Annotated in this window: 16 protein-coding genes and 1 pseudogene; 12 read left to right on the top strand and 5 right to left on the bottom strand. The window is 72.1% G+C overall.

Features of this window, described 5'->3' with window-relative positions:
• Positions 1-30 precede the first annotated feature (30 nt).
• Positions 31-1,455, bottom strand: a complete 1,425-nt coding sequence (locus AC5L35_RS10695; protein WP_495059426.1) for an amidase — start codon at positions 1,453-1,455, stop codon at positions 31-33.
• Positions 1,452-2,372 carry a D-2-hydroxyacid dehydrogenase gene (locus tag AC5L35_RS10690; RefSeq protein ID WP_495059425.1) on the bottom strand — a complete coding sequence of 307 codons (921 nt, stop codon included), beginning with the start codon at positions 2,370-2,372 and terminating at the stop codon, positions 1,452-1,454. Before AC5L35_RS10690 ends, AC5L35_RS10695 begins: the two co-directional genes overlap by 4 nt.
• Before the next feature lie 144 nt (positions 2,373-2,516).
• Here AC5L35_RS10690 and AC5L35_RS10685 point away from each other — a divergent pair, with 144 nt between their 5' ends.
• From AC5L35_RS10685 to AC5L35_RS10655, 7 genes are all read left to right on the top strand, one after another.
• Positions 2,517-3,023 carry a DUF3830 family protein gene (locus AC5L35_RS10685; protein WP_495059424.1) on the top strand — a complete coding sequence of 169 codons (507 nt, stop codon included), beginning with the start codon at positions 2,517-2,519 and terminating at the stop codon, positions 3,021-3,023.
• Between the two features lie 6 nt (positions 3,024-3,029).
• On the top strand, positions 3,030-3,797 hold the full coding sequence (locus tag AC5L35_RS10680) for a maleate cis-trans isomerase family protein (RefSeq protein WP_495059423.1): 768 nt from the start codon (positions 3,030-3,032) through the stop codon (positions 3,795-3,797).
• Positions 3,794-4,570 (top strand): maleate cis-trans isomerase family protein, encoded by a 777-nt coding sequence (locus AC5L35_RS10675; RefSeq protein ID WP_495059422.1) that lies wholly within the window; start codon positions 3,794-3,796, stop codon positions 4,568-4,570. Before AC5L35_RS10680 ends, AC5L35_RS10675 begins: the two co-directional genes overlap by 4 nt.
• Entirely contained in the window at positions 4,554-5,264 is a 711-nt protein-coding gene (locus tag AC5L35_RS10670) for a GntR family transcriptional regulator (protein WP_495059421.1), read from the top strand. Before AC5L35_RS10675 ends, AC5L35_RS10670 begins: the two co-directional genes overlap by 17 nt.
• A 106-nt stretch (positions 5,265-5,370) precedes the next feature.
• A complete protein-coding gene (locus tag AC5L35_RS10665; RefSeq protein WP_495059420.1) occupies positions 5,371-5,724 on the top strand; it encodes a cupin domain-containing protein in 354 nt (117 codons plus the stop codon).
• An 86-nt stretch (positions 5,725-5,810) separates the two neighbouring features.
• Positions 5,811-7,067 (top strand): aspartate aminotransferase family protein, encoded by a 1,257-nt coding sequence (locus tag AC5L35_RS10660; RefSeq protein ID WP_495059419.1) that lies wholly within the window; start codon positions 5,811-5,813, stop codon positions 7,065-7,067.
• 22 nt (positions 7,068-7,089) lie between these two features.
• Positions 7,090-8,142: an MBL fold metallo-hydrolase gene (locus tag AC5L35_RS10655; RefSeq protein WP_495059418.1), complete on the top strand. Its 1,053-nt coding sequence runs from the start codon at positions 7,090-7,092 to the stop codon at positions 8,140-8,142.
• 11 nt (positions 8,143-8,153) lie between these two features.
• Here the strand turns inward: AC5L35_RS10655 and AC5L35_RS10650 are convergent.
• Positions 8,154-9,280, bottom strand: a pseudogene (locus tag AC5L35_RS10650) (Mrp/NBP35 family ATP-binding protein).
• A gap of 110 nt (positions 9,281-9,390) precedes the next feature.
• On the opposite strand from AC5L35_RS10650, the gene AC5L35_RS10645 reads away from it, so the two are divergent.
• On the top strand, positions 9,391-9,879 hold the full coding sequence (locus AC5L35_RS10645; RefSeq protein WP_495059417.1) for a MarR family winged helix-turn-helix transcriptional regulator: 489 nt from the start codon (positions 9,391-9,393) through the stop codon (positions 9,877-9,879).
• Here AC5L35_RS10645 and AC5L35_RS10640 read toward each other — a convergent pair.
• The gene (locus tag AC5L35_RS10640; protein ID WP_495059416.1) at positions 9,857-10,387 is read right to left on the bottom strand and encodes a DUF1003 domain-containing protein; all 531 of its coding nucleotides are present in this window, start codon (positions 10,385-10,387) and stop codon (positions 9,857-9,859) included. The two genes, AC5L35_RS10645 and AC5L35_RS10640, sit on opposite strands and share 23 nt — an antisense overlap.
• Positions 10,380-11,666 carry a magnesium transporter MgtE N-terminal domain-containing protein gene (locus AC5L35_RS10635; RefSeq protein ID WP_495059825.1) on the bottom strand — a complete coding sequence of 429 codons (1,287 nt, stop codon included), beginning with the start codon at positions 11,664-11,666 and terminating at the stop codon, positions 10,380-10,382. Before AC5L35_RS10635 ends, AC5L35_RS10640 begins: the two co-directional genes overlap by 8 nt.
• A gap of 29 nt (positions 11,667-11,695) precedes the next feature.
• On the opposite strand from AC5L35_RS10635, the gene AC5L35_RS10630 reads away from it, so the two are divergent.
• The 4 genes from AC5L35_RS10630 to AC5L35_RS10615 all read left to right on the top strand — a co-directional run bounded on the left by AC5L35_RS10630 (position 11,696) and on the right by AC5L35_RS10615 (position 15,751).
• A complete protein-coding gene (locus tag AC5L35_RS10630; protein WP_495059415.1) occupies positions 11,696-12,565 on the top strand; it encodes a PhzF family phenazine biosynthesis protein in 870 nt (289 codons plus the stop codon).
• A 113-nt stretch (positions 12,566-12,678) separates the two neighbouring features.
• Positions 12,679-13,686: an HpcH/HpaI aldolase/citrate lyase family protein gene (locus AC5L35_RS10625; RefSeq protein ID WP_495059824.1), complete on the top strand. Its 1,008-nt coding sequence runs from the start codon at positions 12,679-12,681 to the stop codon at positions 13,684-13,686.
• Positions 13,687-13,834: 148 nt separating this feature from the next.
• Positions 13,835-15,028, top strand: a complete 1,194-nt coding sequence (locus AC5L35_RS10620; protein ID WP_495059414.1) for an acyl-CoA dehydrogenase family protein — start codon at positions 13,835-13,837, stop codon at positions 15,026-15,028.
• Positions 15,029-15,232: 204 nt separating this feature from the next.
• Positions 15,233-15,751 carry a YflT domain-containing protein gene (locus tag AC5L35_RS10615; RefSeq protein ID WP_495059413.1) on the top strand — a complete coding sequence of 173 codons (519 nt, stop codon included), beginning with the start codon at positions 15,233-15,235 and terminating at the stop codon, positions 15,749-15,751.
• Positions 15,752-15,908 lie beyond the last annotated feature (157 nt).

Raw genomic sequence — 15,908 nt, 5'->3', positions numbered from 1 at the left:
ATGTCCGGCGGTGATCGGCCGTCGCGCTGCTCAGCCGGAGTGCGGACTTCGCCGGTGCCACGCGGTGGCTTCCTGGAAGGCGTGCGCGGCGGCCAGCACCGCGTTGTCGGCGTGCCGCGGGCCCACGATCTGCAGCCCGACCGGCAGTCCGGCCGAGGTGAAGCCGCACGGCACGCTGGTCGCCGGCTGCTGGGTCATGTTGAACGGGTAGCTGAACGGCGTCCAGGACATCCAGCGCTTCCGCGGCCACCCCGGCGGGACCTCCAGGCCCGCCTCGAACGCGGGGATCGGCAGCGTCGGGGTGAGCAGCAGGTCGTAGCGGGAGTGGAACTCGCCCATCAGCGTGCCGAGCTCGTTGCGCACGGCCATGGCGTCCAGGTACTCCAGAGCGGTGGCGGTGGCGCCCTGCTCGGCGATCTCGAGCAGACCCGGATCCAGCATCGCCCGCTCTGCCGGCCCCAGGTGCCCGATCGACTTCGCCGCGCCGGTGACCCACAGCACCTCGAACGCCGCCACCGGGTCGCCGAAACCCGGGTCGGCCTCCTCGACCTCGGCGCCCATCGCGCGGAACACCTCGACCGCGGCGGTGAACGCGGCGGCGATCTCGGGGTCCAGCTCGACGTATCCGAGCGTGGGGCTCACTGCCACCCGCAGGCCGCTGACGGGCGTTCCCAGTGCGGCGACCGCAGACGCGGTGGGCGCCAGCGCCCAGGGATCGCGGGCGTCGAGGCCGGAGACGACGTCGAGCAGCAGCGCTGTGTCGGCCGCGGTGCGCGCCATCGGGCCGACGTGCGCGAGCGTGCCGAACGGGCTGGCCGGGTGGGCCGGGACCCTGCCGTAGGTGGGCTTGTGCGCGGTGATGCCGGAGAACCCGGCCGGGATCCGCACCGAGCCGCCGCCGTCGGTGCCGAGGCTGAGCGGTCCCATCCCCAGCTGGATCGCCGCCGCGCTGCCGCCCGAGGAGCCGCCCGCGGTGCGCGTCGGGTCCCAGGGGTTGCGGGTCACGCCGGTGAGCGGGTTGTCGGTGACGCCCTTCCAGCCCAGCTCCGGGGTGGTGGTCTTGCCGAAAAGGACGGCGCCGTGGGCGCGCACCCTCGCGACCGGGGGACCGTCGACGTCCCACGGGCCGCTCGGGTCGATCGTGCGGGAGCCGCGCAGCGTCGGCCACCCCGCGGTGAGCAGGACGTCCTTGATCGAGACCGGCACCCCGTCGAGCAGCCCGATCGGATTCCCGCGCGCCCACCGCTCCTCGGAGCGCTTGGCGCTCGCCATGGCCGCGTCCGCGTCGACCAGGCAGAACGCGTTGATCTCGGCGTCGCGCTCCGCCACCCGGTCGAGCACGGCCCTGGTGACCTCCACCGGGGAGAGCTCCCCGGCCCGGTAGGAGGCGAGCAGTTCGGTGGCCGTGAGGTCGGCGGGGGTGCGCGTGCCGGCCCCGGTGGTCGTGCCCGTCATGAGATGCCTCCGGTGACGTAGCCGAGTGTCTTGTCCACGACGTTGCGCAGCGGTTCCCCCGTGCGGTAACGGGTGAGGTTGTCGGCGAACACCTCGACGAGCTCGTCGCGCCAGCCGAGCACGTCGCCGGACATGTGCGGCGAGACGATCACCCCCGGCAGCTCCCACAGCGGGCTGTCCAGGGGGAGTGGTTCGCGGGCGAACACGTCCAGGGCGGCCCCGGCGAGCCGGCCGCCGCGCAGCGCGTCCACGAGGTCGGGTTCGACGACGAGCGCCCCCCGCCCCACGTTGATCACGCGCGCGGACGGGCGCAGCGCGGCGAGCGCCGCGGCGTCGAGCATGCCGCGGGTGGCCTCGGTGAGGGGCGCGGCGAGCACGAGCCAGTCGGCCAGGGGCAGCAGGCCAGGGAGCGCCCCGGCCTCGTGCACCCCGTCCGACGCGCGGCGTCCGACCAGCTCCACCCGCATGCCGACGGCCGCGAGCAGCCGCGCGATCGCGCGCCCGATCGGGCCGCCACCCACCACCACGGCGCAGGTGCCTGCGACCCGCTCGCTCTCGCGGTGCCGCCACTCCCGGCGCAGCTGGGCGGCCACGGTGACCGGGATGTCCTTGGCCATCGCCAGCACGAGCCCGAGCACGTACTCGGCCATGGGCGCGTCGAAGACGCCGCGGGAGTTGGTCAGCGTCACCGGGGAGTCGCAGAGCTCGGGGAAGATCAGCCGGTCGACGCCTGCGCTGGCGGTGTGCACCCAGCGCAGCGCATCGGCGGCGGCCCAGTGACGGCGCACGGCGTCGGAGGTGAAGTCCCAGACGAGAAGGACCTCGGTGCCGGGGAGCGCGTCGCTCAACGTGTCGTCGGTGGCGAAGCGGATCCCGTCGGCCACGAGCCCGGGCGGACGGTCCTCGGAATGGAGCACGGTGATCGTCGGATGCCGCTGATCAGCGGAAACGGGCAAATCCGGCCACCTTCCGAGCCATGAGCGGAGTATTGACACGCTAAGAAGCCATCGTATTATTGTCAACAATCCGCGGCGTTGCGGGATCCGTCGGACGGAGTGCCCATGACGAATTTCCTCCGCATCAGCCTCACCCGCCGCGGTGTCTCCTGCGTGGCCGAGATGCTCGACAAGGACGCCCCCCGCACGTGCGCCGCCGTGTGGGATGCGCTGGCCGGCGGCCCGCTCGGCGGCGATGCCCAGCACGCCAAGTACGCGCGCAACGAGGTCTACACGATGGTGCCGCGCTTCGGGCAGATCGGCCGTGAGAACCCCACCGTCACACCGATCCCGGGCGACGTCGTCCTGTTCGACTTCGCGGGCGGCATGCTCGACAGCGCGTTCAAGGCCGACCAGGGGATCGACGCCGAGGAGGGCGCCATCGATCTGGCGATCTTCTACGGGCGCAACAACCTCCTGATCAACGGGGACGTGGGCTGGGTGCCCGGCAACGTCTTCGCCACGATCGTCGAGGGCCTCGCCCCGATGGCAGAGGCGTGCCACGACGTGTGGCGATCGGGCAGCGCGGGTGAGCGGCTGGTGTACGAGCGCCTCGACGCGGACCTCCGGTAGGCCGCGATGCCCACCGAGCTGTCGGTGGGGCTCGCCGAGCCCGCCCACCAGCACGGGATCGGCGTGGTCGCACCGTTCGACTTCGCGCTCGACCGTGAGCTCTGGCGCTGGGCGCCGGAGGACGTCTCCCTCTACCTCACCCGGCTGCCGTTCTTCACCACCCCGGTCACGGTCGAGATGGCGGTGGCGTGCGGCGACCGGCGGGCGGTCCGCCGGGCCACCCGCGACGTCCTCACCCCGGAGCCGGCCGTCGTCGCGTACGCGTGCACGTCCGGGAGCTTCGTCGACGGTGCCGCGGGCGAGGAGGTGCTGCGCCGCACGATGGTCGGCGCGGGAGCGCCCGCGGCCTGCACCACGTCCGGGGCGCTGATCGACGCGCTGCGTGTGCTCGGCGTGTCGCGGCTCGCGATCGCCACCCCGTACGTCGAGCCGGTCACGCGCAGGCTCGTCGGCTACCTGGCCGAGCACGACGTGCGCACGGTCGCGTCGGAAGGGCTGGGGCTGCTCGGGCACATCTGGCGGGTCACCTACGCCGATGTCGTCGAGATCGTCCGGGCCGTCGACGCCGTCGACGCCGAGGCGCTGTTCATCAGTTGCACCAACCTGCCGAGCTACGACCTCATCGAGCCCCTCGAGCAGGCGCTCGGCAAACCGGTGCTCACCGCCAACCAGGTCACCATGTGGGCGGCGCTGCGGGCCATGGGCCGGGAGGCGGTCGGCGGTGGCCGCCTGCTGCGGGCCGGGGTGCACCACCTCGAACCGGGAGCGGCATGACCCGGGAACCAGCGGCGGTGACCGTCGGCATCCTCTATCCCGGCTTCTCCGCCGAGGACGACTACCCGCGCGCGGAGGCGCTGCTCGGCGGTCCGCGGCTGCCGCTCGTGCACACCGAGATGCGGGAGGACGCCCACCGCGTCGACGCGCTGCTCGACATCGGTGCCGACGACGTGCTCGCCTCGGGGGTCAGGGCGCTGCGCGACAACGGGTCGGGGCCCCTGGACGCCGTGATGTGGGCGTGCACCAGCGGGAGCTTCGTCTTCGGTCGCGACGGGGCCGCGGCGCAGGTCGCCGCGTTGGAGGTGGCGGCGGGCGTACCGGCGTCGAGCACCTCGTTCGCCTTCGTCGACGCGTGCGCGAGCCTCGGCGTCACCCGGGTCGCCGTGGGCGCCACCTATCCCGACGACGTGGCCGAGCGGTTCGTAGTGTTCCTCGCCGCGGCCGGCATCGAGGTGCTCGTGCGGTCGGCGCGCGGGATCGTCACCGCGGCCGAGGTCGGCACGCTGCCTGCGGGCGCCGTGCTGGAGTTCGCCGCGGCGGCCGACCATCCCGACGCGCAGGCCGTGCTGCTGCCCGACACGGCGCTGCACACGATCGGTCAGCTCGACGCCCTCGACGCGCGCGTCGGCAAGCCGGTGCTGACGGCCAACCAGGTCAGCATCTGGCAGGGCCTGCGACTGGCGGGCGCGGACGTCGTGCGGCCCGGGCTGGGTAGCGTGTTCGCCCACACCGCCCCGGTCCGACGGGGCGGGCGTGACCAGGGGGAATGAGCGCGTGGACCTGAGCGACCTGGAACCGGTGGAACGCCGTTCGACCGCCGCCATCGTCGCCGACCGGCTGCGGGAGGCGATCATGCGCGGGACGCTGCCTCCCGGCACCCAGCTGGGCGAGGTCGAGCTGGCCACGCGCCTCGGGGTGAGCCGCGGCCCGCTGCGGGAGGCCATGCAGCGGCTGGTCGCCGAGGGGTTGCTGCGCAGCGAGCGGCATCGCGGGCTGTTCGTGCGCGATCTCGACGCGGCGGACGTGCGCGACGTCTACACGGCCCGCAGCGCCGTCGAGCGCGCTGCCGGCCTGCTCCTGATGGCCGGCGACCGTGCTGAAGCCGCCCGGCGTCTGACCGCGGCGCTGGCGGTCATGGAGGAGGCCGCGGGCGACCCGGTGGCGCTGGCCGACGCCGACCACGCGTTCCATGCCGAGTTCGTGGCCGCGGCCGGCAGCCCGCGGCTGCGGCGGATGGCCGACGCGCTGCTCGTGGAGACCCGGATGTGCCTGGCCGCGCTGCAGGACACCGCCCCGCCCGCCGACGCGCTGGTGGCCGAGCACCGGGAGCTCCGCGACGCCGTGCGCGACGGGGACGCCGACCGGCTGGCCGCCGTCCTGGAGGCGCACATGGCCGACGCCGTGGAGCGGATCCTGGCGCCGCTCGCCGCGGCTGCCCCGCCCCCGCCCGCCGTGCCCGCCTGACCGCGCACACCTGGTGGCCACCGCACACACGTCCTGACGTGTGCACGGTGGCCACGGGATGTGTGCCGCCGCGATTACTTTCCGTCCCGGACGGGGTCGTATCGCCATGAGTATCTCCGACGCCACCCCCTACCAGCTGCTGACGGTCCTCGGCGACGGCGCCGTGTCGGGTCAGGTCGAGGGTCGCGAACACGGGGGCACGGTCTCCGTGATCCTCGTGAGCACCGACGAGCCCGGGGCCGGCCCCGCGCTGCACCAGCACCCCTACGACGAGACGTTCGTGATGCACGGCGGCGAGGCCGAGTTCACGGTGGCGGGCCGCGTGCTGGTGGCGAGGGCGGGCCAGGTGGTGGTCGTGCCGCCGCAGACCCCGCACAAGTTCCGGAACGTCGGCTCCGACCGGCTGGTGATGACCAACATCCACGCGAACGACGTGTTCGTCACGGAATGGCTGGAGTAGCCGGTCGCCGGTTCGCTTGTCTCGCGCCCGGGTCCGTGCTTCCATCAGGGTGATTGTCGACAATCGGACAAGATCGAGGAGACGGTATGGCCCAGCTGTCCCCGGCCCTGAAGCAGGCGACCCCGGTGCAGGCCGCCAGGGGGGAGGGCGTCCACCTGATCGACACGCAGGGCCGCCGCTACCTGGACTTCACCGCAGGCATCGGCGTCACCAGCACGGGCCACTGCCATCCCCGGGTGGTGGCGGCTGCTCAGGAGCAGGTGGCCACCCTCATCCACGGGCAGTACACCACCGTCATGCACGAGCCACTGCTGCGGCTGGCGGCACGCCTCGGAGACGTGCTGCCCGCGGGGCTCGACAGCGTGTTCTTCGCCAACTCGGGCAGCGAGGCCGTCGAGGCGTCGGTGCGGCTGGCCCGCCAGGCCACCGGCAGGCCGCTGATCGTCGCGTTCGAGGGTGGCTTCCACGGCCGCACGATGGGCGCGGCCGCACTCACCTCGTCCGGGGCGAAGATCCGCGCCGGCACGGGCCCGCTGATGGGCGGGGTCGAGTTCGCACCGTTCCCCTACGCCTTCCGGTACGGCTGGAGCGAGGAGGCGACCGTCGCGTTCTGCCTCCGCGAGCTCGACCGGTTGCTCGTCACCGCTGCGCCCGCCGCCGACGTCGCGGCGTTCCTGGTGGAGCCGGTGCTCGGGGAGGGCGGCTACGTGCCCACTCCGCCCGCCTTCCTCACCGGTCTGCGGGAACGGGCGGACGCATTCGGGGCGCTGCTGATCGCCGACGAGGTGCAGACCGGCTTCGGGCGCACCGGGCGGTTCTGGGGCCACCAGCACACCGCAGGCCTCACCCCGGACATCCTGGTCACCGCGAAGGGACTCGCCAGTGGCTTCCCGCTGTCGGGAATCGCGGCGTCCACCGAGCTGATGGCGAAGGCGTGGCCCGGCTCGCAGGGCGGCACGTACGGCGGCAACGCGGTGGCCTGCGCGGCCGCGCTCGCCACCCTCGACGTGATCGAGGACGAGGGCCTCGTCGCCAATGCCGCCGAACAGGGCGTGCGCCTGCTCGAAGGTCTGCGCAAGGTGGCCGCCGACCATCCGGGCATCGCCGACGTCCGGGGGCTCGGGCTCATGGTCGGCAACGAGTTCTGCACGCCGGACGGCGGCCCTGACCCCGCGGCGGCCGGCCGTGCGCACGCCACCGCGGCGGAACTGGGGCTGCTGCTCCTGACCTGCGGCCCGTACGCCAACGTGGTGCGGATGATCCCGGCGCTGATCGTCACCGCCGAGCAGGTGGACGAGGCCGTGGCGCTCTGGGCCGAAGCGGTTCGCACCGCCGGGCGGTAGTGCGCGGGTAGCGTCGGGCGGCGTGTGCGACGAACATGCCGGCCCGGCGGAGGTACTCGCCGGCGTCCCCCGGCCCGCCGAGGGAACCGCGGTCGACCCGATCGCCCTCGAACCGGTCGACGAGGTGCGGATCACCACCCTCATCGACAACGTCTTCGACGCGCTGCTCACCGGCGACGACCGGGTCACCCGGGTGAATCCGGGACAGGCGTGGGAGACCGCCGCCCAGTTCGAGGGCGGGCGCACCGACCCCGGTCTACGCGCCGAGCACGGTTTCGCCGCGCTCGTCACCGTCCGGCGCGGCGCGAGCACCACGACCCTGCTGTTCGACACCGGGCTCAGCCCCGACGGCATGGTCACCAACGCGTCCCGGATGGGCATCGACCTGTCCGACATCCACGGGGTGGTGCTCAGTCACGGCCACTACGACCATGCCGGTGGCCTGGCCGGGCTCGCCGGCAGGCGAGGGTCACGGGCCCTGCCGATGGTGGTGCACCCCGGCGCCTGGACGCGGCGGCGGTTGGCCGTCGGGGGCAGGGAGATCCATGAGCTCCCGACGCTGAGCCGGCGCGCCCTCGCCGGTGAGGGCTTCGAGGTCGTCGAACGCCGGGAGCCGTCCGTGCTGGTGGACGGCAGTGTGCTGATCACCGGTGAGGTCGACCGCACCACGGAGTTCGAGCACGGCATGCCGCCGGCGCACCAGGCATGGACCGGCAGCGGTTGGGAGCACGACGCACGCGTGCAGGACGACCAGGCGCTCGTCGTGAACGTCCGGGACCGCGGGCTCGTGGTGCTCACCGGGTGTGGGCACGCGGGTGCGGTCAACATCGTTCGGCACGCGCAGCGGCTCACCGGAGTGGACCGGCTGCACGCGCTGCTCGGCGGCCTGCACCTGGGGGGCCCGTTCTTCGAGCCGGTGATCCACCCGACGGTGGCCGCGTTCATCGACATGGCCCCCGCGATGGTGGTGCCGGGCCACTGCACGGGCTGGCGCGCGCAGCACGCACTGGCCGCGGCCCTGCCCGACGCGTGGCTCCCGAACAGCAGCGGCAGCACCTACCTCATCGCGGCCTGAGCCTCCGCCCCCTACTTCCGGACAGGGGAGATGTTCAGGCTCATCCCGGCGAGCCCACGGGCGCGGGTGGTGAGCCTGTCGGCCACCCCGCGCAACGCGACGGCGGCCGGCGACTCCGGGTCCGCCAGCACGATCGGGGTGCCGGAGTCGCCGCACTCGCGCACGCGCGTCTCCAGCGGCACCTGACCGAGCAGCGGCACCGGCGCGCCGATGATGCGGGTGAGGGAGTCGGCGACCGTCTGGCCGCCGCCCGAGCCGAAGACCTCCATGCGGGTGCCGTCGGGCAGCTCCATCCACGACATGTTCTCGACGACACCGGCGAGCCGCTGGCGGGTCTGCAGCGCGATCGTGCCGGCCCGCTCGGCCACCTCGGCCGCCGCCATCTGCGGGGTGGTGACCACCAGCAGCTCAGCGTTGGGCACGAGCTGGGCGGTGGAGATCGCGATGTCGCCGGTGCCGGGCGGCAGGTCGAGCAGCAGGACGTCGAGGTCGCCCCAGAAGACGTCGGCGAGGAACTGCTGCAGCGCACGGTGCAGCATCGGGCCACGCCAGACCACCGGGTCGTTGCCCGGGGTGAACATCCCGATGGAGATGACCTTCACGCCGTGCGCCTGCGGCGGCATGATCATGTTCTCGACCTTGGTGGGCCGCGCGTCGGCGGTGCCCAGCATCCGCGGCACCGAGTGCCCGTAGATGTCGGCGTCGACCACGCCGACGGAGAGGCCCTTGGCGGCCATCGCGGCCGCCAGGTTGACGGTGACCGAGAGGCCACGCAGTAGACGCGGGTGAGGGAGCCGGGCTGGGCGAAGGGGATCACCGGCTCGGCGGCGTCGCCGCGCAGGCCCTTGCGCAGCTGCGTGCGCTGCTCGTCGTTCATCACGTCGAGCTCGACGTCGACGGCCGTGATGCCGGCGACGGCGGACACCGCGTTGGTGACGCGCTTGGTGATGGTGTCGCGCATCGGGCAGCCGGCGACGGTGAGGTACACGCCGATCTGCGCCCGACCGTCGGGCAGCACCTGAACGCTCTTCACCATCCCGAGCTCGGTGATCGGCCGGTGGATCTCCGGGTCCTCGACGGTGGCGAGCGCCGCGTGGACGGCCTGCTCGGTGGTTGTGGTGTTCCCGGTGGTGGACATCTGAGTTTCCGCTGCACCTTCCTGCGATTTTGCCCGTACGTGACCTTGGTGCGCCCGAATCCATGTTACGTCCGTGCCGTGAGGGCGCGACGTCCGTAGCATCGTGCGCCGTGACGGACACCGCCGCCCACGCAGCACCTTCTGACGCCTCTACCCGGGTGGCCCGCACCATGCCTACCCGCGAGCAACTCGAATCCTGGCGCTCCTTCCTCCGTGCGCACGCCACGATCGTCCGCGCGCTGGAGACGGAGCTGGTCGCCGAGCAGAAGCTGTCGCTCGCGGCCTACGACGTGCTGGTGCAGCTCGCGGAGGCGCCCGAGCGGCGCCTGCGGATGACCGAGCTGGCCGAAGCGGTGCTCCTGTCGCGTTCGGGGGTCACGCGGCTCGTCGACCGGCTGGAGAAGTCCGGTCTGGTGGCGCGCTGTCCGGTGGAGAGCGACGGGCGCGGTGTCGCCGCCGAGCTCACCCAGGCGGGCCTGAACCGGCTCCGTACCGCGTCGCGCACCCATCTCGGCGGGGTCGTGCGGTACTTCGTCGAGAAGCTGGACGGCGAGGATCTCGGCACCCTCGAGCAGATCAGCCGTCGGCTGGCCGAGTGAACCTCGGCCGCACGCGGTCGGGCTCGGGACCCGCGATCGGCCGGTCCCCGTTGATCTTCTCGGCGAGCTTGTCGAGCTCGCTGCGCAGGTAGTCCCGCGTCGTCATCTCGCCGATGGCGATCCGCAGGGCGGCGAGCTCCCTGGCGAGGAACTCGGTGTCGGCCTTGGTCTGCGACGCGCGGGAACGGTCCTCCTCGAGCGACACGCGGTCGCGGTCGTCCTGCCGGTTCTGCGCCAGCAGGATCAACGGAGCCGCGTAGGCGGCCTGGGTGGAGAAGGCCAGGTTGAGCAGGATGAACGGGTAGGGGTCCCACCGCCCGATCACCGCCGTCAGGTTCAGCACGATCCACACGAAGACGAGCACGGACTGGATCACGAGGAAGCGGCCGGTGCCGAGGAACCGGGCGACCCGCTCCGACAGCCGCGGGAACCAGTCGGGGTCGACCTCTAACCGGGCGCGGCCACGCCGTGGCTGGTCGAGCCTGCGGTACGTCGTGTTCTCAGGCATCCGCCACCTCGGGGTTCGCGTCGTCGGACTCCCGGTCCGGTGCACCTTCGGGCTCCGTCAGCCGGTCGCGCCAGTCGGGGGGCAGCAGGTGGTCGAGCACGTCGTCCACCGTGACCGCCCCGAGCAGGTGGTCCTCGCTGTCGACCACGGGGCCCGCCACCAGGTTGTACGCCGCGAAGTAGCGGGTGATCTCGCCGAGCGTGGCGTCCGGGGTGAGCCGGGCCAGCTCGGCGTCCACCACGCCCGCGACGAGCGCGGACGGAGGCTCCCGCAGCAGCCGCTGGGCGTGCACACAGCCGAGGTAGGGCCCCGTCGGGGTCTCCGACGGCGACCGGCAGACGAACACCATGCTGGCCAGCGCGGGCGGGTAGTCGGGGTTGCGGATGCGGGCCAGCGCCTCGGCCACCGTGGCGTCCGGGCGCAAAATGATCGGTTCCGGGGTCATCAGGCCGCCGGCCGTGTCGGACGAGTAGCTCATCAGCCTGCGCACCGGGGCCGACTCGTCGGGCTCCATGAGCGCGAGCAGGGCGTCGGCATCGGCGTCGGGCAGTTCGTGGAGCAGGTCGGCCGCGTCGTCGGGGGACATCGCCTCCAGCACGTCGGCGGCGCGCTCGACGTCGAGATGCCCGAGCAGCGCTCGCTGGTCGGACTCCGACATCTCCTCGAAGATGTCGGCGAGCCGCTCGTCGTCGAGGGAGTCGATCACCTCGTGCTGACGCTTCTCGGGCAGCTCCGAGAGCGCGGTGGCGACGTCGGCGGGCCGCATCGTCTCGAACACCGCCAGCAGGCCCGCTGTGCCCTGCCGGTCGGACAGTGACAGCCCGGTGACGGCGTTCCACGGCACCACCTGGATCGGTCCGCGGCGGGTGAAGCCGTGCCTGCGCGTGCGCAACGCGAGCCGGCCGACGACCCAGTCCCGCGAGCGGGTGGGCTCGATGGCCGCGTCGACGACGACGACCTCCTCACCGGTGTCCACCATCCGGACCCGGGCGTCGATCAGCTGGCCGACGAGCAGGGTCTCGTTCGGGCGCTGCGCGAAGCGACGGAGGCTGACCGATCCCGTGGCGAGCATGACGGCTCCCGGGTCGATGGTGGTGACCCGCAGCATCGGAACGAAGATGCGTCGCCGGGTGGCCAGCTCGACCACCATTCCGAGCACCCGCGGTGGGCTGGCGTCGACACGCAGAGTCGCCACGAGATCGCGCACCTTGCCGATCCGCTCCCCATCGGGCCCGAAGACGGCAAGGCCTGCCAGTCGTGCCACGAAGACGCGGTCGATGCCCACGGATGAAAGCCTAGGCTGCGGGCGTGATCCAACTCCGCTACGACGTGGTCGACGTATTCACCGACACGCCTTTCGCCGGTAATCCGCTCGCCGTGGTACACGGCGCCGTCGATCTCGACACCGCTCAGATGCAGGCGATCGCCGCGGAGTTCGGCCTCTCCGAGACCGCATTCCCGCTTCCGCCGACCGAACCGAGTGCGGACTACCGGTTGCGCATTTTCACCCCGTCGCGGGAGTTGCCCTTCGCCGGGCATCCCAGCGTCGGCACGGCGTGGGTGCTCGCCAGGGCCGGGTTGATCGGTACCGGTGAGGTCGTGCAGGAATGCGGCGCGGGGTTGCTGCCGGTGCGCGTTGACGACCACGGTGCGCAGGTGACCGGCGGCGCGCCCGAGGTCGGTCCCGTGCTCGACGGGGCGGCGCTCGCCGCGGCGGTGGGCCTCGGGCCGCAGGACGTCGACGGCGAGTTGCCGGCCGGGGTGGCGGCAGCGGGCGTGCCCTACGCCGTCCTCCCGGTGCGCCCTGACGCGGTGGCGCGGGCCGTCCCCGACGCCGCGGCACTGCGCGCCCTCACGGCGGACCTGGTCGGACTCGTGGTCGTGGCCTACGACCGCGCGGGCTGGCGGGCGCACCTGCGGATGTTCGCGCCCGAGGCGGGCGTCGCCGAGGACCCGGCCACTGGGTCGGCGGCCGTGGCGCTCGCGGTGTTCCTCGTGGACCGTGGGGTGCTGCCGGGCGACGGCCAGTCCGGCTTCATCGTGGACCAGGGTGCGGAGATCGGCAGGCCGTCCCAGCTCGGGGTGCTCGTGCACGCCGACGGCGGGGCCGCGCAGGAGGCCTCGGTGTACGGCGGTGTCGTGGCCGTGGCCAGGGGTGAGCTGCTGGCCCGGCCGTGACCGGCGGCCCGGTGATTGAGAAACCGATCACCCCGCTCCGCGGAGGAGCGGGGGTCGTGTCAGCATCGTCGCAAGCCGTGCCGCTCGGTGCCGACCTCGACGAGGAGTCGCTCGTGAATGAGCCCGCGAACTCAGCAGACACCCCGACCCGACCCGCCGCGGGTGCCACCCGGGCCCGGGCCCGCCGCTCCTGCCTCGCCGTGCCGGGTTCCAGCCAGAAGTTCATCGACAAGGCCCGCACGCTGCACGTCGACCAGGTGTTCCTCGACCTCGAGGACGCGTGCGCGCCGCTGGCCAAGCCGGGTGCCCGCAAGACGATCGTCGCGGCTCTCAACGAGGGCGGCTGGGGCGAGAAGATCCGCGTGGTCCGGGTGAACGACTGGACCACCGAGTGGACCTACCGGGACGTCACCGAGGTCGTGGAGGGCGCGGGGGCCAACCTCGACGCCATCATGCTCCCGAAGGCGCAGACGGCCGAGCAGATCGTCGCGCTCGACATGCTGATCACCCAGATCGAGAAGACCATGGGCTACGAGGTCGGGCGGATCGGGATCGAGGCGCAGATCGAGAACGCGCTCGGGCTCGTCAACGTCAACGCGATCGCCACGGCGTCGCCGCGGGTGGAGACGATCATCTTCGGCCCGGCCGACTTCATGGCGTCGATCAACATGAAGTCACTCGTGGTCGGGGAGCAGCCGCCCGGCTACGACGTGGGCGACGCCTACCACCACATCCTGATGAGCATCCTGATGGCGGCCAGGGCGTACGACAAGCAGGCGATCGACGGCCCGTACCTGCAGATCAAGGACGTCGACGGCTTCCGGCGGGTGGCCGCGCGCTCCGCGGCTCTCGGGTTCGACGGCAAGTGGGTGCTGCACCCCGGCCAGATCGAGGCGGCGAACGAGACCTACAGCCCCCGCCAGGAGGACTACGACCACGCCGAGAACATCCTCGACGCGTACGACTGGTACACCTCCGAGGCCGGCGGGAAGCGCGGGGCCGCGATGATCGGCGACGAGATGATCGACGAGGCCTCCCGCAAGATGGCTCTGGTGATCTCGGGCAAGGGCCGCGCCGCCGGCATGGAGCGCACCGACCGCTGGACGCCGCCGGAGTCGTGAGCCCTCGGGCCTGCCGGTATCGGGTGAGGACCTTCACATCCCGAGCATGTGCTAGGTATGTCATGCAGGTGGATACTTCTGCACCAGCAGCCCAGCGCCGGGACCTTCTGCCCCCCGGCGGCCCGAGACGCCTGCCAGGAGGACCCCCATGGCCCGGCTCGCCCAGACCGCCGGTCTCACCGAGATCCAGCAGGAGATCCTGTCCACCGTCAGGACGTTCGTGGACAAGGAGATCATCCCGCACGCCACCGCGCTCGAGCACGCCGACACCTACCCGCAGGACATCGTCGACGGGATGAAGGAGATGGGCCTGTTCGGGCTCACGATCCCGGAGGAGTTCGGCGGTCTCGGTGAGTCGTTGCTGACCTACGCGCTCGTGGTCGAGCAGATCGCGCGCGGCTGGATGAGCGTCTCCGGGGTGATCAACACCCACTTCATCGTGGCGCACATGATCGCCCACCACGGCACCGACGAGCAGAAGCAGCGTTACCTGCCCCGGATGGCGGCCGGGGAGGTGCGCGGCTCGTTCTCCATGTCGGAGCCCGACCTGGGATCCGACGTGGCGGCGATCAAGACGAAGGCCGTGGCCGACGGCGACGACTTCGTCATCGACGGCGCCAAGATGTGGCTCACCAACGGGGGCACGTCCAACCTCACCGCCGTGCTCGTGCGCACCGACGAGGGAGCGGAGCGGGCGCACCAGAACCTCACCTGCTTCCTGGTGGACAAGCCGGAGGGCTACGGCGAGGTGGCGCCCGGCCTCACCGTACCGGGCAAGATCGACAAGATGGGCTACAAGGGCGTCGACACCACCGAACTGGTGTTCAGCGGCCATCGGGTGCCGGCCGGCCAGATCCTCGGTGGGAAGCGCGGGGGCGGCTTCGCCCAGATGATGGACGGCGTCGAGGTCGGGCGCGTGAACGTCGCGGCGCGCGCCTGCGGCATCTCGATCCGGGCGTTCGAACTGGCCGTGGACTACGCGCAGCAGCGCCGCACGTTCGGCAAGCCGATCGCCGAGCACCAGGCCATCGCGTTCAAGCTGGCCGAGATGGCCACCAAGGTCGAGGCCGCTCACCTGATGATGGTGAACGCCGCGCGGCTCAAGGACTCCGGTGAGCGGTTCGACGTCGAGTCCGGGATGGCGAAGCTGCTGGCCAGCGAGTACTGCGCCGAGGTGACGCAGGAGTCGTTCCGCATCCACGGTGGCTACGGCTACTCGAAGGAGTACGAGATCGAGCGCCTGATGCGCGAGGCACCGTTCCTGCTGATCGGCGAGGGCACCTCCGAGATCCAGAAGACCATCATCAGCCGGGGGCTGCTGAAGGAGTACCGGCTCCGCTGACCGAACTCGTTCGCATTCACCGCCCCGGCGCTCCGATGGCGGTATCGCATCGATCCTGAAACCGCGTCGTGACCTGAGGTAGTCTCCGCCCACCGGCGTTTCGTGTGATGATCGAAAGAACGGGCACTTCGTCCCCGGTTCATGCGTTGACATGCTGTGGACCCGTGAGTATCAGGCGTCCCGCGATCAGAAAGAGGAGGCCCCGTGACCACACCGTTCGGCGGCCCCGCGCGCACCGCGCCCGGCCTGCCCAACCTGCCGACGCCGCCCACCGGGTGGCCGGTCGGTTCCTACGCCACGTACGAGGAGGCACAGCGGGCCGTCGACCACCTCGCCGACGCCGACTTCCCCGTCCGTGACGTCACCATCGTCGGCGTCGACCTGATGCTGGTCGAGCGGGTGATCGGGCGCCTGACCTGGGGCCGGGTGCTGGTGTCCGGCGCAGCGTCGGGCGCGTGGTTCGGTCTGTTCGTCGGCCTGCTGCTCAGCCTGTTCAGCCCGGCAGGCACGTCGTTCGGGCCGATCCTGGTCGGCCTGGCCTGCGGTATCGTGTTCGGGCTCGTCTTCGCCGCGGTCGGCTACGGCGCCACGAAGGGCCGCCGGGACTTCACCTCGGCCAGCCAGATGGTGGCGGGCCGCTACGACGTCCTCTGCCAGCCGCGCAACGCCGAGAAGGCCCGCGAACTGCTCGCCAAACTGGCGATGGGGAACCACCCCGTCTGACGTCGTCCGCCCCGGCGGTTGATGTACATATCGTTCCCGTCTCGGAGCGCGCCCCGCATTGCGGGTTGCTCCCGGCGCGCATAGCGTGGATCACCCGGTGCTAACAGTGACCGGCATCACACTATGGGCGACGTGGCCGACTTTTCCGTCGGCCGGG

The sequence above is a fragment of the Pseudonocardia sp. OZ21 genome (assembly GCF_059359135.1).
Note: the sequence above shows the minus strand (reverse complement) of the source record. Positions and strands in the feature narration are given on the sequence as shown.